This is a genomic window from Christiangramia qingdaonensis (assembly GCF_048381525.1).
In the GTDB taxonomy this organism is placed as follows: domain Bacteria; phylum Bacteroidota; class Bacteroidia; order Flavobacteriales; family Flavobacteriaceae; genus Christiangramia.
Genome location: NZ_JBLWIM010000008.1, coordinates 701,472 through 726,237 on the forward strand (window position 1 = coordinate 701,472; position 24,766 = coordinate 726,237).

Sequence of the window (24,766 nt, forward strand, 5' to 3'; positions counted from 1 at the left end):
CTCAACTCCCAATTCGGCCCAATCCTGCATGATATCATCTACATACTTTTTGGCAGATCTTGGTTGCAGACCCAATGAATTTCCGACGAAATATATAGCGTCCTTACCTTTGATTTTCGGGAAGATAAATTCATTCCGGTAATTTGACAGTTCATCTTCCTTATCCAGGCGCTGAGCAAATTCCAGTGAATTTTCAAATTTCATAACTTGTGTTTTTTGTAAAAATACAATTTCGTTTTCAATACTTCGGGACCCGCAGGAAAGAGAAAATCCATATTTTTACCCAAATTTTGAATATGCATTTCCTACCAGAAAATATAGACGAGTATATAGTAGCACATTCTCAACCAGAACCTCAACATCTGGAAAAATTAAATCGCGAAACCAACCAGAAGGTTATGCAGCCCAGAATGCTAAGTGGTCATTACCAGGGCAGGGTTTTAAGTTTACTTTCCAAAATGAAAAATCCTCGATCTATACTGGAAATTGGTACATATACAGGTTATTCTGCCCTTTGCCTGGCTGAAGGTCTTAAAGAGGATGGAATCTTGCATACGATAGATATAAATGAAGAACTGGAAGACTTTCAGAAGAAACATTTTCAGGCTTCGCCATATAGCGATAGAATCGTACAGCATATTGGTGATGCCACAGAGATCATTCCCAATATTGAAGAAAATTTTGATCTGGTATTTATTGATGCTGATAAACCTAACTACCCGAAGTATTTCGAGCTTATTATTGATAAAATGAAGAGCGGTGGAATTATACTTTCAGATAATGTTCTATGGAGTGGTAAGGTTGTGGAAGAACTTAAAAAAGACGACCTCTCTACAAAGGCTCTACTGGAATACAATGCCCTCTTAAATGAGGATCCGCGGGTAGAAACTGTGATCCTGCCAATTCGTGACGGTCTCACACTTTCAAGAGTTAAATAGCTAATAAATCCTGGTTCCTGCTCGGTTATAGAGACTAAAGAAGAGAAAGGCCATTATGATTCCAACGATCATCCCTACGATGATATCGCCTGGAAAATGAACTCCCACATAGATCCTGCTCATTACGAAAAGGAATGGCAAGATATAAGCAAGATATATCCATTTACTCCATTTGCTCAGTGCGAGAACAATAAAGGTTGTTGCAGCAAAAGAAGTTGAAGCATGACCAGAAAAGAAACTATAATTGGTTGGCTCCTGTAATATTCTAATAAGTTCTGCTAATTCAGGTGTATTATTAGGCCTGTTACGCACAGCCAGAGCTTTAACCAGATTCGTAAAACCATAGGTGACAGCCACAGTTAGTAGTAGAAATAAACTGGTGAAAAGTCCTTTTTTCCAGTGAAATGCTATAAAGAAAAGTAGAAAGAAAACTATAAAAACCGGGATCCAGTGTGCCGGATTGGTAACGAAGATCCAAAAAGTATCATACTTTTCTATTCCAAGGTTGTTCAGGTATACAAATAGTTGCCTGTCCCATTCTTCGATCTGGTCCCACATCGATTACATATTATAGCTTACGACGAACAGAACCTGTGATATCATCGATATCCTCCTTAACCTTGTCAATCTCGCCCCGAACGTCTTTCGTGAAGTCTGTATCTATGCCTTGTTTTTCAGCGCTTCGCTGAATTTCAGTTTTAATATCATTAGATGCGTTTTTTACCGCTTTCATTCCCTTACCCAGCCCTTTGGCAATATCAGGAATTTTATCAGCTCCAAAAACCATCACCAGGATGAACAAAATAAAGCCTATCTCAGCTCCGCTAATAAATAATGGTAACATATGCATAGTAAAACAAATATATATACAAATCTAAGCATAAAAAAAGCCGACTCGTTAAAGTCGGCTTAAATATTATTAGCTTAAAACCTAGTCCTGAGCGGAATCTTTATATTCATCGAACTCACTTTTATTTTCATTCTTAGGCCAGCTGTTATTGTTCACATCCACATCTGCTGTTTCAAGATCTGGGTCCAATGTGATCTTAGTAATCTCTTTATTAGAAGGAATTACCTTGCTTACATTACTATCATTCTTTCTCCAGATTTGAACCGGATAAGTAACTTTTTCTGAAGTCCCATCTTCGTAGGTCAATTCTACAATGATAGGCATTACCAAACCACCTGGTTTTTCAAAAGTCACCTGGTAGAAATACTTAGGCGCCTGAAGATTTTTACGCTCTTCCTCGCTAAAGTTATCCATCACGTAAGCCTGTAAAGTTTCAGAATTTTCCATTAAGGATTTACCTTTCATCTCTTCTGAAAAGGCTTCATCATCTTCGGAAACTACATAAAGTGCTTTAGTTTCTTCAGGAGTTGTTCCATATCTCTTTAGCATTTCTCTACCGGCTTCAGTAGGATTGTCTGTTACGTAATACTTCTGAACATCCTTAATCCCAATATCTACATTATCTGTAGTATAGAACCATCCTCTCCAGAACCAGTCAAGATCTACGCCTGAAGCATCTTCCATCGTTCTGAAGAAATCCTCCGGAGTTGGATGCTTGAACATCCATCTTTTAGAATAAGTAGCAAATGCGTAGTCAAATAATTCTCTACCCATCACTGTTTCCCGAAGAATATTCAACGCAGTAGCCGGTTTACCATAAGCATTATTCCCTAATTGATAAACTTGCTCCGGATTGGACATAATTGGAGAAATATAGTCCTGGTTTCCTTTCATATAAGGAACGATCTTACTTGGCGCTCCTCTTCTAGAAGGATAATTTGATTCTGGTGCAATAGCTTCCGGATGCTTTTTCCCAAATTCCTGTTCTGCAACATACTGAACAAAGGTGTTGATACCTTCGTCCATCCAACCCCATTGTCTTTCATCAGAATTTACAATCATTGGAAAAAAGTTATGTCCAACTTCGTGAATAATCACACTTATCATCCCGAATTTAGTACGGTCACTATAATTACCATTCTCATCAGGACGCCCATAGTTCCAGCAAATCATTGGATATTCCATCCCTTGATTCTTAGCATGAACAGAAACTGCCTTGTGATAAGGATACTGGAAAGTATGTTCTGAGTAGCTTTCTAGGGTTGCAGCAACCGCTTTAGTAGACCATTCTTCCCAAAGAGGATTCCCTTCTTTAGGATAAACTGAAACAGCCATAACATCTTTACCCATCACGTCTACCGCCATCATATCGAGAATGAACTTTCTTGAAGTTGAAAAAGCGAAATCACGAACCATATCTGCTTTGTAAGTCCAGGTTTTAGTTTTTTCTGAAAAGTTCTTTTCAGCCTTTTCAGCCTCTTCCTGAGTTACAATCATTACCGGCTTGTCGTAACTTTTCTTAGCCTGCTCATAACGCTTCATCATTTCTTTAGAATAAACTTCTTTTCTATTCTGAAGTTCACCTGTAGCTTCCATGATATGATCTGCAGGTACAGTAATATTTACCTCATAATCCCCAAAAGGAAGTGCAAATTCACCATTCCCCCAGAACTGGTAGTTCTGCCAACCTTCAACATCGTTGTAAACCGCCATTCTCGGGAAGAACTGAGCAATCACATAAGCCTTGTTGCCATCCTCAGGAAAGAACTCATATCCTGAACGCGCACGATTGGTTACGTGGTTATTCACATTGTAAGACCATTTGATATCGAACGTATAAGTCTCCCCAGCCTTTAAAGGCTTTGGAAGATCAACTCGCATCATAGTCTGGTTGATCGTATATTTAAGATCTGATCCATTCGCAGAAACTTCTTTAATGTCGAAACCACCATCAAAAGGAGTTTCCAGATATTTATTAGCGAAACCAGCAGCAGTTGCAACCGGAGCCAATCCATCTCCATCTTTTTGAGGCGCATCTTTTTTCCTGATGTTCTGGTCTAATTGAACCCATAGGTATTCCAGGTCCTGTGGAGAATTATTATGGTAGGTGATAGTTTCCTCACCCGTAAGCACAGAGTTCTTATCGTCAAGAACGATATCCATTTTGTAATCTGCCTCGTTCTGGTAATACGCTGGTCCAGGAGCTCCAGAGGCAGTTCTATACTGATTTGGAGTTGCCATTTCCTGGTACATTTGCCGGAATTTGTTTTGATTGGTATGGCCTTGCTGCCGTGGCTCCTTTTGTTCAGTTTCCTGTGCGTTGATACCTGCAAAGACAAACATCATGAACACGGAGGTCAACAATTTTAATCGCTTCATTTACTAAATTTTAATTTATAGGTTGCTAAAAATAAGATATTATACGTCAATGAAAAAGTTTTCAGAAATTAACTGTATCACTACCTTTCGCTTTCACCAGCAGCATACTTTCGATTACATCACCATTCTTCACATGAACAATATTTTTTTGTGTATCGAATAGATCTGTAAGCACAAGGTTTTCCACTACTACGGTTTTGAAGCTTTCTACATTGTTACCTTCCAGAAATAAGACAATTTGATCAGCATCAAATTTGCTTCCCAGTAATTTCAATGGAATATCCTGATTCTTTACTTTGATACTTAATTTTTTTGAATAGTATTTTTCGAGAAGACCCTTATTGGCTGAAAGATCCTTTTTATAGGCAAGGCTAACCTCTTTACCAAAACGTTTGGTAAGTACATCTTCCATATCATCGATAAACACCCTGGAGATCACCTGCACCGACTTGCTATCCTGTCGGTATTCAATTTCTGTAACACTTAAGTAGGTCTCATGATCTTCACTGCTGAAGGAGCTGAATATAAAGAAGCAACATAGACTCAAAATGAGGTTTTTCATATATTTTTTTCCGAAGATAAAACAATTACTGCGCCATCCATAGAGATTGAGCAGTCAGCTTTTAGACTTTGAAATAAGTAAATGGTTTAATTAGAGGATTTAGCCAGGAAGCTGTCTTCCTGAGTTGAGGTTTTCAGCTCTAAGTTTTCTGAAGGATTCGATCCTGGTTTCAAAATATTCAATTAAAACCAGCGCATTATTATCAAGAACCAAATTCTCGAAATTATGATCTCTATCACAGTATAGAAGGAAGTTGCAAATTTCATTCGCATCAAGATCAAGATCTTTTCTAAAGAACTCCTCTCCTACTATTTTCAGACTAAGATTGGCAAGTTCCTTCGGACTATAAACTATCGGAGTCTCCTTATTTCTGGATAGCTTCTCAGCAATAGCCATGGCAATTTTATCGATTCGAATACCTTCGGTCATACTAGGCTGGTAATAGGGATTGAGTTCCCTGTCTTTCCGTATGAAGTCATCAAGATTCTGTTGTAACCTATTTTTGGTCTCCACTTCCTTGATGGAAATTAAATTAAGATCATTTGCGAGGTAACCGCTTAGCTCAATATCGTCTATAAAAACTTCAGAAAGTTCGTTCATGGCTTCGTAAAGCTCGATCTTAATTTGTCCGCTTTCGATCATATTCTGACGTACAACTATTGTTCTATTCTGAAACTGAACCGAGGAAATAAAGAGACTATCATTAATTGCAGCACCAATAAAAAATTCCCCTTTTACATCACTGGTAGTTCCGGTTTCCTGAGTAAGGTTTACAATATGAACATTCTGAAAATCTTTATTTTCAGAAACAATTTTCCCTTTAAGCATGGCCGTTTCCTGTGCTTCCAGATTAATAGAGAATAAGAAAAAAATTAAAACGGCGCCCAGGTATTTATATAACATATGTATTCTAGTGTCGTACTTCAACGTTCAGGATTTAGGAATAGTATTATTCAAGCTGCCTTCTTGATTTAAATTCCGGGAGTTTCTCTTCAAAAAATTCCATGAGTTCGAATATTTTTGTCTCATCAAGCAGAGCTTCAAAGGTGGGGAAATTGACGCAGTAATAAAGGAAATTGACGACCTCATTTTCAGGTAATCCTAATCCGTTTACGAAATAAGCTTCCTGCATACGACCTCTTGCACGATTGACGAGCTTGGTTAATTCCGCATTCTCTTCAGCCTTTTTTAGTTGCTTGGTAGTCCCATTAAGCATATTGATTACCTGTGAAACCGGGTCATTCGTATTTGCCTGCATGGCGAGTTCAAGGCTTGTTCGCCTGGGTTTGGGAAAGGGAATGCCGAGTTTTTCGTAAATACTTTTAGGCATCCTGGTGATATCCTGATCAAGCACTCCCGAAAGTTTAATATTATCGAGCTGAACTTCAGCAAGTTCATTCATTTTAGCATATAAAAGTTTGGTCCAGCCATTCTTCAGCTGCTGTTCTCCAATCACTTTAAATTCATTCTCGAATTGTACCGATGAGAAATAAATACTGTCACCTAACTTCAGCATCATATCAAACTCACCCTTTTCATTGGTCACGGTGCCTTTTTCCGCAGTAATATTAATAACGTGAACTCCGCTTTTATCAATGATACTGTCACTAACAATTATACCTGAAACAATTTCTCTTTCCTGTGCTGTTACTTCGGAAGCAATGCCTACAAGAAAAACCAGCAGAGCATACATCGTAATTTTTCTTTTACTTCTATTCATCCTGAGTTCTCATTCTTCGGAATTCAACAATATTATTTTGAAAATATTCGATCATTTCAAGCTCTTTTCTATGTTCATACATCAAACTGAAATCTTCATCTTCAAAAGAATAGTAGATAAAGTTGATAATCTCGTCGCCGTACAGATCTAAGTGTTCGTTGAAAAATTCCCTTCCGAAGAGATCGATAGCCGCCTGCACTTTCACTTGTAGTTCGTCCAGTTCTATCATCTCCCGGAGGTATTTGGTTTTCCCATTGATATCGTTTATTAAAACATCGAGTGATACACCGCCCAGAAGAATCCCAATGTATGACCACCGGCTCGTAATACCTTCGCTCGCAGTATAAAGCCTCAATTCGTTAGGAGTAAGTTTTCTCTCTGGATGCGGAATATGATATTGATCTCTATCGAAATATTCTATTTGGTTGAGATCGTTGTTAAGGTAACCGCTAAGTTGCTTTTTACCGACTTCAACTTCTTCCAGTCTATTGGCATCTGTGACGATGACTTCGATAGATCCGGTCCTCAAATGTTCTTCGGAAACCTCTATTTCTATTTTTTCGAACTGTACAGAAGTAAATAAAAGAATATCGCTCTGGCGTACAGAAATTTTGAAAATTCCCGAATCATCTGAAGTAGTACCGGTCCTGGAATTAATATTAATTACGTGAACACCTGACAGTGGCCGGGTTCCAGCTAGAATTCTACCGCTGATCATTGCGGGATCCTGTGCAATGCAATTCAGACTAAAGCCCAGAAAGAAGAGCAATAGCAGGTATCTCATACTACTACAAAAAGTAATTTTCAAGTTGGTTAGTTGGTTTCGGTTTAATCATAACGTTCCAAAACTAAAATTAGCCTTTATTAACTCTGTAAACTTTTGTTAACGTATTCGATTCTTTATTTTTACCTTAAAAAGGTATATGAACGCAATACTAGCCAGCACCTCTACCCTACATTCTCAGGACTATCTTGAATACTTGATTCCGCATTTACCCAAACTTTATAAGGATGTACCGGAAGTCATATTTATTCCTTACGCCAGACCAGGCGGAATATCTTTAGATGAGTATACATTACGAGCAAAGGATGCTTTTGCAAAAGCTGATATTCTAATAAAAGGTATTCATGAATTCGAAGATCCTGAAAAAGCCATCCAGAATGCTGAAGGCGTTTTCACCGGAGGTGGTAATACGTTTTTACTGGTTTCAGAATTATACAGAAATCGGGTGATGGCCGTATTGAAGCAAAAGATAAAAAGTGGAACTCCTTATATGGGAACAAGTGCCGGAACCAATATTGGTGGCTTAAGTATGCAAACTACTAATGACATGCCAATTGTTTACCCTCCTTCCTTTCAGACTTTAGGTCTAGTTCCTTTTAATATTAATCCGCATTATCTAGATCCAGATCTGAACACAAAGCATAAAGGAGAAACCCGCGAAACACGAATTAAAGAATTTCATAATCTTAATTCACCGCCAGTAGTGGGACTTAGAGAGGGAAGCTGGCTGGAGTTAAGTGATAATAAAGTTACGTTAAAAGGGGATCTCACTGCCAGAATCTTCAAGAAGGATAAGGTACCTTTCGAAATAGAAACAGAATCAGATCTTAGCGACCTTAATTAATATGGAATACCAGAAAATTTTAGATACGATATACGATGAGATGAGCTACCGGGATGTTTCTGGGAAAGTCGCATCCTATATTCCTGAACTTGCCAAGGTAGATCGACGCAAGTTTGGAATGCACGTTTATTGTGGAGATAATCAAAATTTCAATTTTGGAGATAGCAAAGAGAAGTTTTCGATTCAGAGTATCTCTAAGGTCTTCACTTTGGCGATGGGTATGCGTTTGATGGGAGAAGATCTATGGGATCGTGTTGATGTTGAACCTTCAGGTGATCCTTTTAACAGTCTTACTCAGCTTGAATACGAAAGTGGAATCCCCAGAAATCCATTTATCAATGCTGGCGCACTGGTAATTTCAGATATTCTGGTAGATCAATTAAAAGACCCAAAGCAGGAACTACTAGATTTCGTACGCGAGATTACAGGTGACGACGATATTCATTACGATGAAACCGTAGCTGCATCAGAACAGGCAACTGGATACAGGAATGTTGCTTTAGTAAATTATATAAAGGCTCTTGGAAACATTAAGTGTGATGTACAACCTATTGTAGACTTTTATTTTCACCAATGTTCGCTTGCCATGACCTGCGAGCAACTTTCAAAAGCTTTTATGCTATTTGCCAACAGAGGGCGCATCCTGGAAACCGATAAGAAAATTCTGAAACCGAAAACAGTAAAGCGTATTAATGCCTTAATGCAAACCTGCGGCTTTTATGATGAAGCGGGTGAATTTAGTTTTCAGGTAGGGTTACCTGGAAAAAGTGGCGTGGGCGGTGGCATTGTAGCCATACACCCAGAGAATTACTCTGTAGCCGTCTGGAGCCCTATACTTAATGAAAAAGGAAATTCAGAATTAGGAATGAAAGCGTTGGAAAGACTAACCACCCTTACTGGAGTTTCTGTTTTTTAGAGAATTTAAGTTTAATGCACAAAAAAATGCTTTCCGAAGATCGAAAAGCATTTTTTTATGAATTGAACACTGCTAAAATTATAGTGCTGCAACGTGCTTAGCCATGTTAGACTTTAGGTTAGCAGCCTTATTATCATGAATGATATTTTTCTTAGCCAATTTATCTATCATAGAAATTACAGAAGGCAACATAGCCTCAGCCTCTTTCTTATCGGCCTCACGCAATTTCTTGATCGCGTTTCTTGTAGTTTTATGCTGGTAGCGATTTCTAAGACGCTTAGTCTCATTGCTACGAATCCTCTTCAACGCTGACTTATGATTTGCCATTACAATTATTATTTAAATAAGTTTTAAAAGTAGTCCGTAGGGGAATCGAACCCCTGTTACCAGGATGAAAACCTGGCGTCCTAACCCCTAGACGAACGGACCATTATCTATTTCAAAGCGCAACTTTCAAGTTGCTATTATCAAAACATCACTGCGATGTTTCTTTAGTAGTCCGTAGGGGAATCGAACCCCTGTTACCAGGATGAAAACCTGGCGTCCTAACCCCTAGACGAACGGACCATTTTGTTTCAAATGCGGATGCAAAAATACAACTTTTTTGGAATGCCGCAAATGTTCTACAAAAATTTTTAAATTTTTTAATAGGCTTTTGCAAAAAGCACTCTTCCTTCAGATGGATTACCGGTCAAAACGCAATTTCCGGCTTCCTCTTTCCTGTCAAAAGGAATACATCTAATAGTAGCTTTCGTAAGTTCTTTGATCTTATTTTCAGTTTCCGGGCTACCATCCCAGTGTGCCGATATAAAACCTCCCTTATCTTTTAATTGCTTTTTAAATTCATCAAAAGTCTCTACCTCGGTAATATGAGTATCCCGGAAGTTCTTAGCCTTAGTATGTAGAGTTTCCTGAATTTCATTCAATAATGCAGGAATCTTACCTACTACCTCATCTCTGTTCATGAATTCTTTTGACAACGTATCTCTTCTGGCAAGTTCAACCGTACCTTTCTCCAGATCTTTAGGACCAATTGCAATTCTTAATGGAACTCCCTGTAATTCATACTGAGCGAATTTCCAACCTGGTTTCTGATTATCATTATTATCGAACTTTACAGATACCCCTGCTGCTCTTAGATCTTTAACCAACTCATCTGCAACTTCTGAAATTTGAACTAATTGCTCTTCTCCCTTATATATTGGAACGATCACAACTTGCGTGGGAGCCAGTTTTGGAGGTAAAACCAGACCATGATCATCACTGTGGGTCATAATCAATGCTCCCATCAACCTTGTAGAAACACCCCAGCTCGTTGCCCATACATGCTCTAAACCACCTTCCTTAGTAGCGTATTTCACATCAAATGCTTTCGCAAAATTTTGACCTAAAAAGTGAGAGGTCCCAGCCTGTAAAGCCTTTCCATCCTGCATAAGAGCTTCTATACAATAAGTCTCTAACGCCCCCGCAAAACGTTCGTTTTCAGTTTTCGCACCTTTTATCACTGGAATTGCCATGAAGTTTTCGGCAAATTCAGCATAAATATTATTCATCAATTCAGTCTCTTCAAGCGCTTCAGCCTTGGTTGCGTGCGCGGTATGACCTTCTTGCCATAGAAACTCAGCAGTTCTTAGAAACAAGCGGGTTCTCATCTCCCATCGAACCACGTTAGCCCATTGGTTGATCTTTATAGGCAAATCTCTATAAGACTGGATCCAGTTTTTATAAGTATTCCAAATGATCGCTTCTGAAGTTGGCCTTACAACGAGCTCTTCTTCAAGTTTTGCATTTGGATCTACTTTTAATTTACCAGGATTATCTTCATCGTTCATTAATCTATAATGAGTAACGACAGCACATTCTTTGGCAAAACCTTCAGCATTCTTTTCTTCTGCTTCAAACAGACTTTTAGGTACAAAAAGCGGAAAGTAAGCGTTCTGATGTCCTGTTTCTTTAAACATTCTATCCAATTCGGCCTGCATTTTCTCCCAGATCGCATATCCATAGGGCTTGATAACCATACAGCCTCTAACTGCTGAATTCTCAGCCAGATCTGCCCTGACCACCAATTCGTTATACCATTTTGAATAATCTTCGCTCCTGCTTGTTAACTTCTTACCCATAGTTTGTAATTTGGCACAAAACTTGTGTCTTTAAGGTTAGTCAAGTACTAACCGTTCGGGCAAAACTAACCATTTTTAGAATGCCCAACAATAAAAAGAATAACCGATGAAAACTTACTACCTCTTACGAAACCGGCTAAAACTGCTGTTTCTTCCTGCTATAATTTTAAGTCTTGGAGCATGTTCATCTTACCAGTATTCTGGATATGAAACTGATGGGATTTATGGGGAATCCAGACCAGGAATATGGGAACAGGCAGAAAACGAGCAAACCCAGGTAAAACCGAATAATCAGAACACTTATTATAAAAACATGTTTGCCCAGCAATCTGAAATGGTTGGCGAACTACTTGAGAGTGATGTTTTCACAGATGTAGACAGTTATTCTTCTAATGATGGATATGATAATTATTCTGAAGTTGGTGGAGATGTAGCTTATGTTGGAGGGAATGCACCATGGGGTAATGATCCGGATACTTACACCGTAAATATTATAAATAATGGTCCAGGCTTTGGATTTGGATTTGGAAGACCCTTAGGTTGGGGATATGGAGTAGTTAATCCGTATTTAACTTTTTACGACCCATTTTATGATCCCTTCTTTAATCCTTATGTTCAGAGAGGATTTGGCAGATGGGCATTTGGCGGACCTTGGGGTTATGGTGGATTTGATGGACCCTGGGGTTATGGCGGGTTTGGTTATGGCTGGAACTATGGATATAATATTGGTTTTGGAAACCCATGGTTCTTTAATCATGGATGGTATGGATACGGAATCTATCCTTATCATAACAGGCATGGTTATCAAGACAGGTATGGTAATGTTGCCTATAATCGCGGAAGAAGGAATACTAATGATTATAGATCATCCAATGACAGAAGAAGCGGTTATTCGCAAAGCATAAGAAGTATTAGAAGTGCTCAGGCAGATGCTGCTCGATCCAGATCTAGAGCGAGAGGTACCAGTGATGGTTACGATCGCAACAATGTATATTCACGTACTAGTAGAAGAACTGAAAGAAGTGGATACTACAATACTTCGAATACAAGAACTTCCAGTCCGGTTTATAGATCTACGAGATCTAGTAGTAGCAGATCAACACAAACTACTTCGCCTTCTAGAAGAAGTTCGTCTAATAGTAGAAGTGTTCGTAGTTCTAGTAGCTCATCCAGAAGTTCCGGAAGCTCAAGCCGTAGCTCATCCAGTGGTTCTAGTAGAACCTCTCGCGGCGGTAGAGGCGGAAGATAAAATTTCAAAATATTTAAGCCTTGTTAATTAATTTTAGCAAGGCTTTTTTTATCCTTTATAGTATACAAAATGAATAAGATATTTCTAATATTCCTGTTAGCTTTTGCAGGAAATTTATGGTCACAGAGTATTGATGATGCTTATCGATACTCCAGATCAGAACTTAACGGAACTGCAAGATATATAGGAATGAGTGGTGCGTTTGGAGCTTTGGGTGGAGATATTTCAGCAATCTCCAGCAACCCCGCTTCATCTGCAGTTTTCCTGAATAGCATTGCAACTATTAGTTTGAAATCCAGAAATACAGATGATAATCTCAGGTATCATGGTAGCACTTCATATTCCAAGAGTGACGAGATCGATTTAGGAAATGTTGGTGGAGTTTTTGTTTTCCAGGGAAGCTCAGACAAAAAGCTAAGTAAATTCAGTCTTGGTCTCAATTTTAATACAACCTCGAATTTTGATAATAATTTTGTTACCGGCGGGATATCCCGTCAATCTGTAGATACCTACTTTCTTCAAAAAGCTAACGGAATTCCACTGGACCAGCTTCAGCTTAGAGATGATGAGAGTATAGCCGATCTGTATTCTTTCCTTGGAGAAAACTTTGGTTTTGATGAACAACAGGCCTTTTTAGGTTACCAGGGCTATGTCATAGAAGCCAGCCAGGACAACCCCAATAATACTGAGTATTTTTCTCTTGTAGAAGACGGGAGCTTTGATCAGCAATACCGTTACAATACAACCGGACTTAATGGGAAATTGAGCTTTAATATCGCAACTCAGTACGAAGATTGGTTATATCTTGGTCTAAATTTGAATAGTCATTTTATTAACTACGATAAGTTCACAGAGATCTCTGAACTGCATTCCAATACTTCAAATGATCCCAATGCTACTTCCAGAATTGATTTCGGAAACAATCTACGCACTAATGGAGATGGTTTTAGTTTTCAATTAGGTGCTATTGCAAAAGCTGGTGATTATGTAAGACTTGGTTACACCTACCAATCACCTACCTGGTTTAACATGTTTGAGGAGACTTCGCAATATTTGGAAACCTACAGCAGTACAGGTGAATTCGTTAGTGTTTCTCCAAATATTATCAATGTTTATCCCGAATATAATTTTCAAACTCCTTCTACTCATACTGGTAGCGTCGCCTTTCTATTCGGAAAAAGTGGATTAATAAGTGGAGATCTAAGTCTAACCGATTATGGTAACGTTCAGTTTAAACCAAAGAACGATCTGTTTTTCCAAAATTTAAACGATGCTATATCTGAAACAATGAAGATGGCACCTGCTTTCAAAGTTGGTGGAGAATACCGGCTGAAGGCATTAAGTTTTAGAGCTGGATATCGCTATGAAGCCAGTCCGTTTGAGAATGAAGAGATTCGTAGTGATCTCAATGGTTACAGTGCTGGTTTAGGTTATAACTTTGGATCTGTAAACCTGGATATAGCTTATGAAACTTCAAATTACGAAGAGCAGATTCGCCCACTTAATTCTGGTGTTCTTAATCCTGTTAGTTTAGACAGAGATCTATCTCAATTTGTGGCAACTCTAACTATAGGCTTGTAAAATCATTAAAATATTCTATGCGGAAAAAGAGCTGGTCTTAAGACCAGCTCTTTTTTTATCTAATAAGACTGAAATTAGCCATGAACTCTTCCCGAGCTTTGTCACTAGTACTGAAAATTACTTTGAACCAATAGTCAGTTTCCGGGAGTGGCCTACCGTTAGTTGTGCCATCCCAGGAAAAATCTTCTCCAGATTTAAGTTCTATAATAGATTTCCCGTAGCGATCAAAGATCATCACTTCGTGTATCTCTATGTTCTGATCTGTTATTAATTGCCAGTCATCATTAAATCCATCGCCATTTGGAGTGAAAAATCGCGGATAACCAACCAGAAAAAATGATGCACTATTGGTTTCTCCGCAGCCATTCGTTTCTCGAACATATGCTACGTGATTTCCAGGTCTCACGTCTTTGAATCTTGGCGAACTTCTCCAGTCTCCTCCGTCTAAACGGTATTCGTAAGATGCAAATTCCTGTCCGATACCCCCAATTGCTTCAAGGTTGATCACATATCCATCTCCAAAATCTGATCCTGAAATGTTTACTTCAAGAGTTTCAGGTCTGGAAACTAGTTGTATTATTGTAGAATACGCCTGAAAACAACCCGATTCATCATGAATGATATTTTGCTCCAATATGCCATTGCCCGGCAACTCTGTTAAAGTGTAGCGAGCTTCTGTACTAACAATATTCCCATCCAGGATCCATTCATATTCATATCCTTCACCAAGATCTTCTCCCAGGATTGACCTACCGATCGCAGCCCCAGAGAGATTGACACACAAGACAGTTTCTTCAGCTAAAGAATATTCAGGGAAATCAAAAATAGTCAGGTTAAACGATTCAATTTCAGATAGACATCCAGACACATTATGCATTACCCGAGCAAATACCTGTTTCCCTTCCTCAAACGGAAAGTTTCGAGGATTTGAAATTGCATCATTTTCGCCTGCAGCCTCGGAACTTTCGTAGAAATTTACTGTGAAATCGGATATTTCAGTACGATCGCCAAGCAATTGCGAGTTTCTTAATGTCAAGTCTACAGTATCACCCGAATCACATTTGGCTAAATCTTCCGCAGGAAAAACTTCCGGAACATCATAAAAGGAAACATTGATCTCATCCTCTTCAGTTTTATCTTCCAGAACATCAGTAACAATCAGCTTATAATCTCCTTCTTCGGTAACCAATAAGGTTGGTCCGGTTTCATTCGTGAGTTCAACATAATTCATCGATGATTGATCATACTTGAACCATTGGTATTCTGCATCCTCATCTGAAGTTCCATCCAGCAAATATTCATCTTCGCCGCAAACTGCAATATCTTCACCTAGATCGAATTCTAGAATGGAACAATCTGTTGAACCTTCTCCAGAATTTGTCTGCTCCAGACTTATAAAGCCCGGCACCTGATCAAAATTAGTGATAACCACCACATAGATCTCATTCTCCCTGGCATTCGGAATGGTCATGGTTTCTATAGAATCTGGCAAATAACTACAATCCACCTGGTTCGATGCACTTAGGTTTGCTGCACTACAATAATCTTCGCCTCTTTGAAATGGTCCCCAAACTACAAAATCCACATCCAGAGGCACACCCCTTCCATCCTCTCTACTATTCTGACTTATTCTGAATCTCAAATTTCCATTGTCCTCTACCTGAAGGAAGAACCATGCAGGATATGGCTGTTCTTCCAGACAACCATAGTCGGGACCAAATTCCCCTGAAATTTGGCTGCTGTTGGTAGAATTTGAATTAGGGAAAGTAAGGCGTTGGTCTCCTGCGCAGAAAGGTTCAATATTCGAACAAATTGACCCCTGAGCAAAGGCCGAAAAACCCGCAATAATAAAAAGAAAAATAAATAACTGAAATCTGATGTTCATACCTTCGGGCTGCCTCAACCAAACTAGTGCAAAATATGAAAATATAGGCAAACAATCTCCCACCTTCATTTGATTTTGCAGATTCTGTAAACCTTATAAATTATGTATCTTTGCAAGCCAAAACAGTTTTGACCGACTATTATTGCAAAACGCATGAAAGTAGATAAAATTTTGAACGATATAGATGAAATGGGTGATGCACACGCTGGTAGCAGCGCTGTAAACCCCCTTAGAGATGACGCCTTCGAAGTTAGTGACGATGAAAAGATCGAACTTATCAAGAAGGATGTAAGAAATATACTTGACACTCTTGGTCTGGACCTTGAGGACGACAGCATTAAAGGGACTCCGCAGCGGGTTGCCAAAATGTTTGTTAACGAAATATTTTCAGGGCTACATCCTAAGCGCAAACCCAAAGCTTCAGTTTTTGAGAATAAATACAAGTATGGAGAAATGCTTGTGGAGAAAAATATCACCGTTTATTCTACTTGCGAACATCACCTTCTGCCTATCGTAGGAAAGGCTCATGTTGCCTATATTTCTAACGGTACAGTAATAGGTCTATCCAAGATGAATAGAATCGTGGATTATTACGCAAAAAGACCACAGGTTCAGGAAAGAATGACCATGCAGATCGTTCAGGAATTGCAAAATGCCCTTGGAACACCAGATGTTGCGTGTGTTATTGATGCAAAGCATTTATGCGTGAACAGCCGTGGAATTCGTGATATCGAAAGCAGCACCGTAACCAGTGAGTTTGGTGGAGCTTTCAAAGAAAAAGAGGTTCGCAGAGAATTTCTTGACTACATTAAACTAGATACTTCTTTCTAAGAATTAAAATTTTTCTTCATGGCGCTATACCAGAAACAAGGACTTAAGTTTTACAACTCTATGAGCGGCGAAAAAGAGATTTTCACGCCAATAAACGAAGGTAATGTTGGAATGTATGTTTGTGGACCTACTGTTTACAGCAATGTACATTTAGGAAACTGCAGAACTTTTATTTCCTTTGATCTTGTTTTCAGGTATTTGAAGCATCTTGGTTACAAAGTTAGGTATGTAAGAAATATTACCGATGCCGGGCACTTAGAAAATGAAGCGGATAGTACCGGAGAGGATCGCATCGCGAAAAAAGCCAGACTGGAACAAATTGAACCTATGGAAGTGGTCCAGAAGTATACTGTCGATTTCCATAATATTCTTCAGAAATTCAATAACCTTCCCCCTAGTATCGAACCTACTGCAACGGGTCATATTGTGGAGCAGATCGAGATCATTAAAACTATACTTGAGAACGGTTATGCGTACGAAGCAAACGGATCTGTTTATTTTGACGTAATCAAATTTAATAAAGATCATCAATACGGGAAATTGAGCGGTAGAGCGATAGAAGATATGATCGCAAACACACGTGAACTTGCCGCGCAAAGTGACAAACGCAGTCCTCAGGATTTCGCATTGTGGAAAAAAGCTGAACCGCAACATATCATGCGATGGCCTTCACCATGGAGCGATGGTTTTCCCGGATGGCATCTGGAATGCACTGTCATGAGTACCAAGTACCTTGGAGAGGAATTTGATATTCATGGTGGCGGAATGGATTTAAAATTTCCACATCATGAATGTGAGATCGCTCAAGGAGAAGCTGCCAGCGGTAAGTCTCCGGTAAATTATTGGCTACATGCCAATATGCTGACCCTTAACGGGAAGAAAATGGCAAAAAGCACGGGTAATTTTATTCTACCAGAACAAATTTTTAGCGGGAATAATGATGTGCTTAAAAAAGCCTTCAGCCCTAACGTGGTTCGATTTTTCATTCTTCAGGCTCATTATCGTAGCATCCTCGATTTTAGTAGTGATGCACTTATGGGTAGTGAAAAAGGTTTCAACAGGTTGATGGATGCATATAATAGTCTTGATGAGATTCCAACTTCAGATAAAAGCGATTTTGATCTTTCAGCGTGGAAACAATCCTGCTATGACGCCATGAATGATGACTTTAATAGTCCGATTGTAATTGCCAAACTCTTTGATGTAGTAAAGATCATCAATAATATCAAAGAAGGTTCTGTAAGTATTACTTCGGAAGACAGGAAGGAATTGAAGGACACAATGAAGGCCTTTATGTTTGATATTCTAGGCTTAAGCGAAATGAATTCTGAAGCGGAAACAGATGGCGATAAGCTAAGTGGCACGATCGAATTACTGATCCAACTTAGAGCTGAAGCACGCGCAAATAAGAATTTTGCCTTGAGCGACCAGATCAGGGATCAGTTATTGGAGATGGGTATTCAGCTGAAGGATGGAAAAGAAGGAACAACATTTAGTTTAAATTAAAATGTTACGCGAAGCTTTGTCTGCATTTTTGATCGCACTGGTCAGATTCTACAAGGCTGTCATTTCTCCACTAACTCCGGCTACCTGTAGATATACACCATCATGTTCCACTTATGCTGTGAAAGCTATAGAAGTACATGGGCCGGTATATGGAGGTTGGCTGGCTATTAAAAGAATCTTTAGCTGCAATCCATGGGGTGGACATGGTTATGATCCCGTACCGCCAAAATCGGACTCGAAAGAAGGTTAAGAATCTTCAAATATGTATATTTACCGCTATTCAAATTAATCTCTATGTTACTTAATGCTATACACTGGAATCCATCAGAAGGATTGGATCTGGGCTTTTTCAATCTGCACTACTATAGTGTAATGTTTATCATCGCGTTTTCTCTTGGCTGGTACATCATGAAAAAGATCTATGTTCGTGAAGGAATAGACATAGAGAAACTAGATTCCTTATTTATCTACACAGTACTAGCAACTTTGATAGGTGCCAGATTAGGACATGTCCTGTTCTATGACTGGGAGTATTTTCAAAATAACCTGCTGGAAATTTTCTTGCCAGTAAGATTTGAACCAGAATTTCAATTTACAGGGTTTAGAGGACTTGCGAGTCATGGAGCTGCCATAGGAATCATAGTGGCCATGTATCTATATGCTAAAAGAGTACTTCAAAAACCAGTTTTATGGATCCTGGACAGGATCGTAATTCCGGTGGCCAGTGGAGCTATCTTTGTTAGAATTGGAAACTTTATCAATTCTGAAATTATAGGAAAACCAACTGGTACAGATTACGGAGTTGTATTTGAAAAATTAGGCGAAGATTTCGCGAGACATCCTGCCCAACTTTATGAATCTGGCTGTTACTTGCTTATATTTCTACTTCTCTGGTTCATTTACTGGAAAACTGAAAAACGATTAAAGCTTGGTTACATTTTCGGACTCTTCCTGGTATTATTATGGACAGTTCGATTCTTTGTTGAGTTCGTAAAAGAACCGCAAGTAGGTGAACGCGCAAACTGGTTATTGAATACCGGGCAATGGTTAAGTATTCCATTCGTAATCGCAGGGCTTTACTTTATGTATCGCCCAGTCAAAAAATAGATCATGAGAACAGGTTTTTTTTGTAATGGACTCTTGGCTATCACACTTAGCTTTGGTTTTATTTCCTGTGATAATTCTACGGAAAAAGAGGAAGCTATTGAAACCGACACTATAGTATTTAATAAGGAAGCGGAAGTGTATCTAATTCATTCTAATGGTGACACGCTCCGAAAGATCGATGTAGAACTTGCAGAAACTGATTATGAAAAGCAAACGGGACTGATGTACCGTGAAAGCCTGGGAAACGACCAGGGAATGTTATTTGTTTATGATAGCGAGCGTATAAGGAACTTCTATATGAAAAACACTTATATACCTCTGGACATTCTCTATTACAACAAAGACAGCACTCTGGTGAGTATACAAAAGAACGCGACTCCGCGTGATGAAACTAATTTACCTTCAGATGGACCAGCGCAATTTGTTCTAGAGATCAATGCAGGTCTTGCCGATGAGTGGGGAGTTACTTCAGAAAGTACGTTTAGTGTAGTTAGAGACTAGTGATTTCTAATATTTATTCATTGCTTCTGAGCAGTGACGCGTAACGAAAGAATTTCTCTAAAATGGATGCATCTTCAAATACGAATTCTGGAGTGAATGACAGAAAAGCAATCAAATTGATCTTTTTAATTGTAATCAGTTCAATAATTGTTCTAATCATAGTATCACTTGCCGAAGTCCTAAGGAACAATATAAACCTTGACAATCCTTTGATCGACCAAGAATTAAAGGCAGAAGTTAACGCTCCTATTCTCAAAAATGTACTGACCAATATTTCAGGTTTGATAGTGGTGTTGCTTCTTTACTCCTTCAAATTTAAAAGACTAGCAATCATTGTAGGTATTATGACTATTGTCATAAATTTTCTAATTGACTACACCTGAAAAATTTTATCGCTGAAAAGGAAGGCAAACTACCAGCTTGAATAGAAGGTAGCAGTCAGCTTTAAAGAATGCAACTAATCTAACTTTACGAATTATTACAAAGTCAATAGATAAGCTTCTTCCACAACCTTAGTGAGCGATATCAGCGTCCATACATTTCCAGCAATAGCTTCTTGTGAAGAATTGTCCGCTTAGTTCGGAATTGAGGTTTACAACCTGATTTAGAATGATATTCAGGATTATCAGCGAGCTTTTAACATATTCAAAATCTCCATTCTGCTTATTACTTCAGAAGAAAGTTTGAAGTTCGCCTTCGCGAAGTGATTCTAGCACAACAAATTCAGAAATGATTCAGAAATGATTCAGCATAAAAAAAGGCTTCCACAATGGAAGCCTTTTTCAATATATATTCGGTTAGTTCTAAACTGTAGTAGCTTCTTCAGTAACCGGTTCTTTCTTAGATTCTAAAGAGGCTTTCTTCTTTACACTATCAAACATTACCGGAGTAGCTATAAATAGCGAAGAATAAGTACCTACGATTACACCAATAATCAATGCGAACATAAATCCTCTAATACTTTCCCCTCCAAAAATAAAGATAGCAAGAAGCACTACCAAGGTAGTAAGGGAGGTGTTTAAGGTTCTACTCAAGGTACTGTTAAGCGCTGCATTTACCGTCTTTCCTAATGGCCATGTAGAATGCTCGTTCACGAATTCACGAATTCTATCGAACACAACCACCGTATCATTCAGAGAGTAACCAATAACCGTCAAGATCGCCGCTATAAATGCCTGATCGATCTCCATATTAAATGGCATTACTTTGTATAGTAAAGAGAAGATACCCAATACGACCAACACATCATGGAATACCGCAGCCACAGCTCCTAAACTAAATTGCCATTTTCTAAAGCGCAATAGAATGTAAAGGAATACTACGATTAAGGATCCTAATACTGCCCAGAATGAAGCGTTCTTGATATCATCTGCAATGGTAGCCCCTACTTTCATAGACTGCATAACACCAACTTGCTTATCATCAGCTCCATCAACAAATTCTTCATAGGTAATGTCAGCTGGAAGGTATGATCCAAGTGCATCAAACAAAGATCTCTGAATTTCTTCATCAACCTGAGCACCTTCTTCGTCAACCTTATACTTGGTGGTGATCTTTAATTGATTATCCGGACCAAAAGTTTTAGCTTCTGCACTTCCAAATACTTCAGTAAGATCCTTCTCTACGGCAGTTGGATTTACATCATCAGCAAATCTTACTGTATAAGTTCTACCTCCAACAAAATCTACACCTTCGTTAAGTCCCTGTGTTAGTAAAGAACCTAAACTGAGAACAATAAATATTCCTGAAACGATATATGCGATCTTTCTTTTCTTAAGAAAGTCGATATTCATGTTAGTAAACAAATTCTTCGTTATAGAAGTTGAGAAATCTAAAGACTTCCCTCTGGTTCCATATCCGTCAATAAATAATCTGGTAATAAAGATCGCTGTAAATAAAGAAGTAGCAATACCAATTAATAAGGTAGTAGCAAATCCTTTAATAGGACCAGTACCTAATAAGAATAGGATAAGACCGGTTAGACCTGTAGTAATATTGGCATCCAGAATAGAAGACAATGCATTCTTAAATCCATCTGCTATTGCTTCTTTCTGAGCCTTGCCTTTGGCAAGTTCTTCCTTGATACGCTCAAAAATAAGTACGTTCGCATCTACGGACATACCTATGGTCAATACGATACCAGCAATTCCAGGTAGTGTTAATACCGCTCCAAGACCTGCAAGTATACCAAAGATGAACAAGATGTTCACGATCAAAGCGATATCTGCATAAACTCCCGCTTTACCGTAGTAAAGGATCATCCATAATAATACCAGAATAAGTGCGATACCAAATGACATGATACCACTATCGATAGCTTCCTGACCAAGAGATGGTCCTACAACTTCACTTTGAATAATATCTGCTGAAGCTGGAAGTTTACCTGCTCTAAGTACGTTCGCTAAATCCTGCCCTTCAGTAATTGTGAAATCACCAGTAATTTCACTTCTACCTCCAGCAATAGCTCCGGTAGAAACACCTGGTGCAGAATATACGATGTTATCAAGAACGATCGCGATCTGGCTTTGTTCTGCAGAAGCTTTTCCTGTCATGGTTTCCCAGATCTTAGCTCCGGTTCCATCCATTTGCATACTCACCGCAATACGACCTAACTGATCGTAAGTTTGTTGTGCATCTGTAATCACACCTCCACTAAGTGGTGGCTCCATGTTACGGTTACCTTTCAATGCATATAATGCAGCAGTCTCTGTGTCTTCATCTGCAACACCCCATACAAATTTAGCATAACGCATTTCTGAGGGAAGTAAGGATCTTACTTGAGGCATTTGAAGGTAATCCATAACCTGCGCAGTATCCTGAACATTGAAGTTTGCAAGAACCGGCCCACCTTGAAAACCTGGAGAAGCCATTAGATCAAACAACGGATTGTTTCCAGTTTCAACACTAGTGCTATCTTCAGCATCTGCAAGTAGATCATCGATCTCATTGTCACCTGAAGTTGCTGCTGAATCTATTTCTTCTTCGGAAGTAACCTCCTCAGATTTTTTCATTTCAGCAAGACGATTGTTCGCCTGAACCAGGAATCCACCTAGCTCGTTGCTTTTGTAAGTATGCCAGAATTCAAGTTGTGCAGTAGACTGAAGTAAATTCTTCACCCTGCTAATATCCTTAGCACCTGGCAATTCAACAAGAATTCTTCCTGAATTCCCTAAACGCTGAATGTTTGGCTGAGTTACCCCAAACTTATCGATACGCTTTCTAAGTACTTCAAAAGCTGAAGTAATAGATTCATCAATTTTCTGTCTTATAATTGGCTCAACTTCTTCATTGCTCATGTTGAAGTTGATCTCACTACTTAATGCTTTGTTAGCAAAAACATCTGGAGATGCAAGCTTAGCGTTAGGAATATTATTGAAAGCCTCGAAGAAAAGATCTACGTAGTTCTCCTGACTATCGGTTTGAGCTTTATCTGCTTCAGCGATCGCCTTTCTAAAAGCTGGATCCTGAGAATCATTCGCCAATCCGCTTAAAATATCTCTAACTGAAATTTGAAGAATTACGTTGATACCACCTTTAAGGTCCAATCCTTTGTTCAGTTCTTTGTCTTTTGCTGAATCGTAAGTGATCCCGGCGATGATTTCATCATCTCCAATAGAATCAAGATACCTTGCTTCTGCCTGGTCACGAAGTTCTGAGTAGTTTTCTACATCCTCGCCAACCTTCTGCATGGCAAATTCCTCCGCATCACTCTCAACGTTGTTTGTCAAAAAAGTAAATGACAACTGATATAGACATACCAGCCCAAACAAAATTGCAAAAACTTTAATCAGTCCTTTATTCTGCATTATTCCTCAAATTATTGATTATTAGGTCTATTTTAAAAACGGACAAATATAGGACTTCATAATTCAAATCCCAATATTTTTTTTTGGATAATTTTAACTTTTAAAAGCATCAAAAAAGCCACATAGAATGTGGCTTTAGAGTAAAGTCGGGAAAGTTTAATATAGACTTAAACGTCTAGCAATCCGTTGGTCTTTTTTACACCTTCGGCACTTTCTTTCATTTTGTTTTTCTCAGCATCGTTCAGCTCAATCTCAACGATTTTTTCAATACCGTTCTTACCTAAAATAACCGGCACTCCAATACAAAGATCATTTAATCCAAACTCACCTTCTAATAAAGCTGAACATGGGAACATTTTTTTCTGGTCGCAAGCAATCGCCTGAACAAGACCTGAAACTGCAGCACCTGGCGCATACCATGCGCTGGTTCCAAGAAGTTTAGTTAAGGTAGCTCCACCAACCTTTGTATCTTCTGAAACCTGATCAAGACGATCTGAATCTAGAAACGCCGATACAGGCACAGAATTTCTTGTAGCAAGACGAGTTAGCGGTACCATTCCAGTATCACTATGTCCACCAATCACCATACCATCAACATCTGATGGTGGGCATTCAAGAGCCTCACTTAATCTGAATTTAAAGCGAGCGCTGTCTAATGCTCCCCCCATTCCAATAATTTTATTTTTAGGTAGTCCCGTAGTTTTATGAACCAGGTAAGTCATGGTATCCATTGGATTACTAACCACGATTAGAGTTACATCTGGAGAATGTTTAATCAAATTCGCAGATACTTCTTTTACAATTCCTGCATTGATCCCGATCAACTCTTCTCTTGTCATTCCCGGCTTACGAGGAATACCACTGGTAATTACCGCGATATCACTGTTTGCTGTCTTAGAATAATCATTTGTGCTTCCACTAATTTTGGTATCGAAACCGTTTAGTGTCGCCGTTTGCATTAGATCCATTGCTTTTCCCTCAGCGTATCCCTCTTTGATATCAAGCAATACTACTTCTGAAGCGAAATTTTTTATGGCTACATATTCTGCACAACTGGCACCAACTGCACCTGCTCCTACTATGGTAACTTTCATGTTAAAATTATATTTAATTTCTATTAATAATGACTGCGAAATTACGAATTACGAAGCAATTTTAATAATAAGGAATGGTTAAATCAAGTA

At 38.8% G+C, this 24,766-nt stretch carries 23 protein-coding genes, 2 tRNA genes and 1 pseudogene; 11 read left to right on the forward strand and 15 right to left on the reverse strand.

Going from position 1 to position 24,766, the window contains the following annotated elements; all coding sequences use genetic code 11:
• Positions 1–204 (reverse strand): annotated as a pseudogene (locus ACNI3T_RS03940) (kynureninase); the annotation flags it as partial.
• Between the two features lie 92 nt (positions 205–296).
• Here ACNI3T_RS03940 and ACNI3T_RS03945 point away from each other — a divergent pair.
• Positions 297–938: an O-methyltransferase gene (locus tag ACNI3T_RS03945; protein ID WP_322302017.1), complete on the forward strand. Its 642-nt coding sequence runs from the start codon at positions 297–299 to the stop codon at positions 936–938.
• Here the strand turns inward: ACNI3T_RS03945 and ACNI3T_RS03950 are convergent, their stop codons facing one another.
• The 7 genes from ACNI3T_RS03950 to ACNI3T_RS03980 form a co-directional block, all read right to left on the reverse strand.
• Complete coding sequence (locus ACNI3T_RS03950; RefSeq protein ID WP_418226712.1) at positions 939–1,496, reverse strand: phosphatase PAP2 family protein; 558 nt, start codon at positions 1,494–1,496, stop codon at positions 939–941.
• A gap of 10 nt (positions 1,497–1,506) precedes the next feature.
• Positions 1,507–1,788, reverse strand: a complete 282-nt coding sequence (locus tag ACNI3T_RS03955) for a Sec-independent protein translocase subunit TatA/TatB (protein ID WP_418226713.1) — start codon at positions 1,786–1,788, stop codon at positions 1,507–1,509.
• A gap of 81 nt (positions 1,789–1,869) precedes the next feature.
• Positions 1,870–4,167, reverse strand: a complete 2,298-nt coding sequence (locus tag ACNI3T_RS03960) for a M1 family metallopeptidase (protein ID WP_418226714.1) — start codon at positions 4,165–4,167, stop codon at positions 1,870–1,872.
• 61 nt (positions 4,168–4,228) lie between these two features.
• A complete protein-coding gene (locus ACNI3T_RS03965) occupies positions 4,229–4,729 on the reverse strand; it encodes a DUF6702 family protein (protein WP_418226715.1) in 501 nt (166 codons plus the stop codon).
• A 99-nt stretch (positions 4,730–4,828) separates the two neighbouring features.
• Positions 4,829–5,656, reverse strand: a complete 828-nt coding sequence (locus tag ACNI3T_RS03970; protein ID WP_418226716.1) for a peptidase associated/transthyretin-like domain-containing protein — start codon at positions 5,654–5,656, stop codon at positions 4,829–4,831.
• 22 nt (positions 5,657–5,678) lie between these two features.
• On the reverse strand, positions 5,679–6,449 hold the full coding sequence (locus ACNI3T_RS03975) for a hypothetical protein (protein ID WP_418226717.1): 771 nt from the start codon (positions 6,447–6,449) through the stop codon (positions 5,679–5,681).
• On the reverse strand, positions 6,442–7,257 hold the full coding sequence (locus ACNI3T_RS03980) for a carboxypeptidase-like regulatory domain-containing protein (protein ID WP_418226718.1): 816 nt from the start codon (positions 7,255–7,257) through the stop codon (positions 6,442–6,444). Before ACNI3T_RS03980 ends, ACNI3T_RS03975 begins: the two co-directional genes overlap by 8 nt.
• Positions 7,258–7,372: 115 nt before the next feature.
• On the opposite strand from ACNI3T_RS03980, the gene pepE reads away from it, so the two are divergent.
• Positions 7,373–8,077: a dipeptidase PepE gene (gene pepE, locus ACNI3T_RS03985; protein ID WP_418226719.1), complete on the forward strand. Its 705-nt coding sequence runs from the start codon at positions 7,373–7,375 to the stop codon at positions 8,075–8,077.
• Between the two features lies 1 nt (position 8,078).
• A complete protein-coding gene (locus ACNI3T_RS03990; RefSeq protein WP_322302009.1) occupies positions 8,079–8,993 on the forward strand; it encodes a glutaminase in 915 nt (304 codons plus the stop codon).
• A gap of 78 nt (positions 8,994–9,071) precedes the next feature.
• On the opposite strand, the gene rpsT is transcribed toward ACNI3T_RS03990, so the two are convergent.
• The 4 genes from rpsT to proS all read right to left on the reverse strand — a co-directional run bounded on the left by rpsT (position 9,072) and on the right by proS (position 11,116).
• Positions 9,072–9,320 (reverse strand): 30S ribosomal protein S20, encoded by a 249-nt coding sequence (gene rpsT / locus ACNI3T_RS03995; protein ID WP_026915233.1) that lies wholly within the window; start codon positions 9,318–9,320, stop codon positions 9,072–9,074.
• Between the two features lie 30 nt (positions 9,321–9,350).
• Positions 9,351–9,422 (reverse strand) — tRNA-Glu (locus ACNI3T_RS04000).
• 66 nt (positions 9,423–9,488) lie between these two features.
• Positions 9,489–9,560, reverse strand: a tRNA-Glu gene (locus ACNI3T_RS04005).
• Positions 9,561–9,637: 77 nt separating this feature from the next.
• Complete coding sequence (gene proS, locus ACNI3T_RS04010) at positions 9,638–11,116, reverse strand: proline--tRNA ligase (protein WP_418226720.1); 1,479 nt, start codon at positions 11,114–11,116, stop codon at positions 9,638–9,640.
• A gap of 106 nt (positions 11,117–11,222) precedes the next feature.
• Here proS and ACNI3T_RS04015 point away from each other — a divergent pair, with 106 nt between their 5' ends.
• Positions 11,223–12,365, forward strand: a complete 1,143-nt coding sequence (locus tag ACNI3T_RS04015) for a hypothetical protein (protein ID WP_418226721.1) — start codon at positions 11,223–11,225, stop codon at positions 12,363–12,365.
• Positions 12,366–12,434: 69 nt separating this feature from the next.
• The gene (locus ACNI3T_RS04020) at positions 12,435–13,946 is read left to right on the forward strand and encodes an OmpP1/FadL family transporter (protein WP_418226722.1); all 1,512 of its coding nucleotides are present in this window, start codon (positions 12,435–12,437) and stop codon (positions 13,944–13,946) included.
• A gap of 55 nt (positions 13,947–14,001) precedes the next feature.
• Here the strand turns inward: ACNI3T_RS04020 and ACNI3T_RS04025 are convergent, their stop codons facing one another.
• The gene (locus ACNI3T_RS04025; protein WP_418226723.1) at positions 14,002–15,831 is read right to left on the reverse strand and encodes a T9SS type B sorting domain-containing protein; all 1,830 of its coding nucleotides are present in this window, start codon (positions 15,829–15,831) and stop codon (positions 14,002–14,004) included.
• A 153-nt stretch (positions 15,832–15,984) separates the two neighbouring features.
• Here ACNI3T_RS04025 and folE point away from each other — a divergent pair, with 153 nt between their 5' ends.
• From folE to ACNI3T_RS04055, 6 genes are all read left to right on the forward strand, one after another.
• Entirely contained in the window at positions 15,985–16,662 is a 678-nt protein-coding gene (gene folE, locus ACNI3T_RS04030; RefSeq protein WP_322302004.1) for a GTP cyclohydrolase I FolE, read from the forward strand.
• 18 nt (positions 16,663–16,680) lie between these two features.
• Complete coding sequence (gene cysS / locus ACNI3T_RS04035; protein ID WP_418226724.1) at positions 16,681–18,168, forward strand: cysteine--tRNA ligase; 1,488 nt, start codon at positions 16,681–16,683, stop codon at positions 18,166–18,168.
• A gap of 1 nt (position 18,169) precedes the next feature.
• Positions 18,170–18,418, forward strand: coding sequence for a membrane protein insertion efficiency factor YidD (yidD, locus tag ACNI3T_RS04040; protein WP_418226725.1), 249 nt, complete (start codon positions 18,170–18,172; stop codon positions 18,416–18,418).
• Between the two features lie 44 nt (positions 18,419–18,462).
• A complete protein-coding gene (gene lgt / locus ACNI3T_RS04045) occupies positions 18,463–19,275 on the forward strand; it encodes a prolipoprotein diacylglyceryl transferase (RefSeq protein WP_418226726.1) in 813 nt (270 codons plus the stop codon).
• Between the two features lie 3 nt (positions 19,276–19,278).
• Entirely contained in the window at positions 19,279–19,776 is a 498-nt protein-coding gene (locus ACNI3T_RS04050) for a DUF192 domain-containing protein (RefSeq protein WP_418226727.1), read from the forward strand.
• A 62-nt stretch (positions 19,777–19,838) separates the two neighbouring features.
• Positions 19,839–20,159 carry a hypothetical protein gene (locus ACNI3T_RS04055; protein ID WP_418226728.1) on the forward strand — a complete coding sequence of 107 codons (321 nt, stop codon included), beginning with the start codon at positions 19,839–19,841 and terminating at the stop codon, positions 20,157–20,159.
• 420 nt (positions 20,160–20,579) lie between these two features.
• Here the strand turns inward: ACNI3T_RS04055 and secDF are convergent, their stop codons facing one another.
• Together secDF and ACNI3T_RS04065 are read right to left on the reverse strand one after the other, a co-directional pair.
• Positions 20,580–23,582 carry a protein translocase subunit SecDF gene (secDF, locus tag ACNI3T_RS04060; protein ID WP_418226729.1) on the reverse strand — a complete coding sequence of 1,001 codons (3,003 nt, stop codon included), beginning with the start codon at positions 23,580–23,582 and terminating at the stop codon, positions 20,580–20,582.
• 167 nt (positions 23,583–23,749) lie between these two features.
• Positions 23,750–24,676 carry a malate dehydrogenase gene (locus ACNI3T_RS04065; protein WP_418226730.1) on the reverse strand — a complete coding sequence of 309 codons (927 nt, stop codon included), beginning with the start codon at positions 24,674–24,676 and terminating at the stop codon, positions 23,750–23,752.
• Positions 24,677–24,766 lie beyond the last annotated feature (90 nt).

What these genes read in the sequence shown, in the direction of transcription:
- ACNI3T_RS03950 (WP_418226712.1), bottom strand. Translation starts at nt 1,496, where the DNA reads ATGTGGGACCAGATCGAAGAATGGGACAGGCAACTATTTGTATACCTG.
- cysS (WP_418226724.1), top strand. Translation starts at nt 16,681, where the DNA reads ATGGCGCTATACCAGAAACAAGGACTTAAGTTTTACAACTCTATGAGC.
- ACNI3T_RS04065 (WP_418226730.1), bottom strand. Translation starts at nt 24,676, where the DNA reads ATGAAAGTTACCATAGTAGGAGCAGGTGCAGTTGGTGCCAGTTGTGCA.
- ACNI3T_RS04025 (WP_418226723.1), bottom strand. Translation starts at nt 15,831, where the DNA reads ATGAACATCAGATTTCAGTTATTTATTTTTCTTTTTATTATTGCGGGT.
- ACNI3T_RS03975 (WP_418226717.1), bottom strand. Translation starts at nt 6,449, where the DNA reads ATGAATAGAAGTAAAAGAAAAATTACGATGTATGCTCTGCTGGTTTTT.
- proS (WP_418226720.1), bottom strand. Translation starts at nt 11,116, where the DNA reads ATGGGTAAGAAGTTAACAAGCAGGAGCGAAGATTATTCAAAATGGTAT.
- ACNI3T_RS04020 (WP_418226722.1), top strand. Translation starts at nt 12,435, where the DNA reads ATGAATAAGATATTTCTAATATTCCTGTTAGCTTTTGCAGGAAATTTA.
- ACNI3T_RS03990 (WP_322302009.1), top strand. Translation starts at nt 8,079, where the DNA reads ATGGAATACCAGAAAATTTTAGATACGATATACGATGAGATGAGCTAC.
- ACNI3T_RS04050 (WP_418226727.1), top strand. Translation starts at nt 19,279, where the DNA reads ATGAGAACAGGTTTTTTTTGTAATGGACTCTTGGCTATCACACTTAGC.
- rpsT (WP_026915233.1), bottom strand. Translation starts at nt 9,320, where the DNA reads ATGGCAAATCATAAGTCAGCGTTGAAGAGGATTCGTAGCAATGAGACT.
- ACNI3T_RS04055 (WP_418226728.1), top strand. Translation starts at nt 19,839, where the DNA reads ATGGATGCATCTTCAAATACGAATTCTGGAGTGAATGACAGAAAAGCA.
- ACNI3T_RS03960 (WP_418226714.1), bottom strand. Translation starts at nt 4,167, where the DNA reads ATGAAGCGATTAAAATTGTTGACCTCCGTGTTCATGATGTTTGTCTTT.
- pepE (WP_418226719.1), top strand. Translation starts at nt 7,373, where the DNA reads ATGAACGCAATACTAGCCAGCACCTCTACCCTACATTCTCAGGACTAT.
- ACNI3T_RS03955 (WP_418226713.1), bottom strand. Translation starts at nt 1,788, where the DNA reads ATGCATATGTTACCATTATTTATTAGCGGAGCTGAGATAGGCTTTATT.
- ACNI3T_RS03945 (WP_322302017.1), top strand. Translation starts at nt 297, where the DNA reads ATGCATTTCCTACCAGAAAATATAGACGAGTATATAGTAGCACATTCT.
- lgt (WP_418226726.1), top strand. Translation starts at nt 18,463, where the DNA reads ATGTTACTTAATGCTATACACTGGAATCCATCAGAAGGATTGGATCTG.
- yidD (WP_418226725.1), top strand. Translation starts at nt 18,170, where the DNA reads ATGTTACGCGAAGCTTTGTCTGCATTTTTGATCGCACTGGTCAGATTC.
- folE (WP_322302004.1), top strand. Translation starts at nt 15,985, where the DNA reads ATGAAAGTAGATAAAATTTTGAACGATATAGATGAAATGGGTGATGCA.
- ACNI3T_RS04015 (WP_418226721.1), top strand. Translation starts at nt 11,223, where the DNA reads ATGAAAACTTACTACCTCTTACGAAACCGGCTAAAACTGCTGTTTCTT.
- secDF (WP_418226729.1), bottom strand. Translation starts at nt 23,582, where the DNA reads ATGCAGAATAAAGGACTGATTAAAGTTTTTGCAATTTTGTTTGGGCTG.
- ACNI3T_RS03965 (WP_418226715.1), bottom strand. Translation starts at nt 4,729, where the DNA reads ATGAAAAACCTCATTTTGAGTCTATGTTGCTTCTTTATATTCAGCTCC.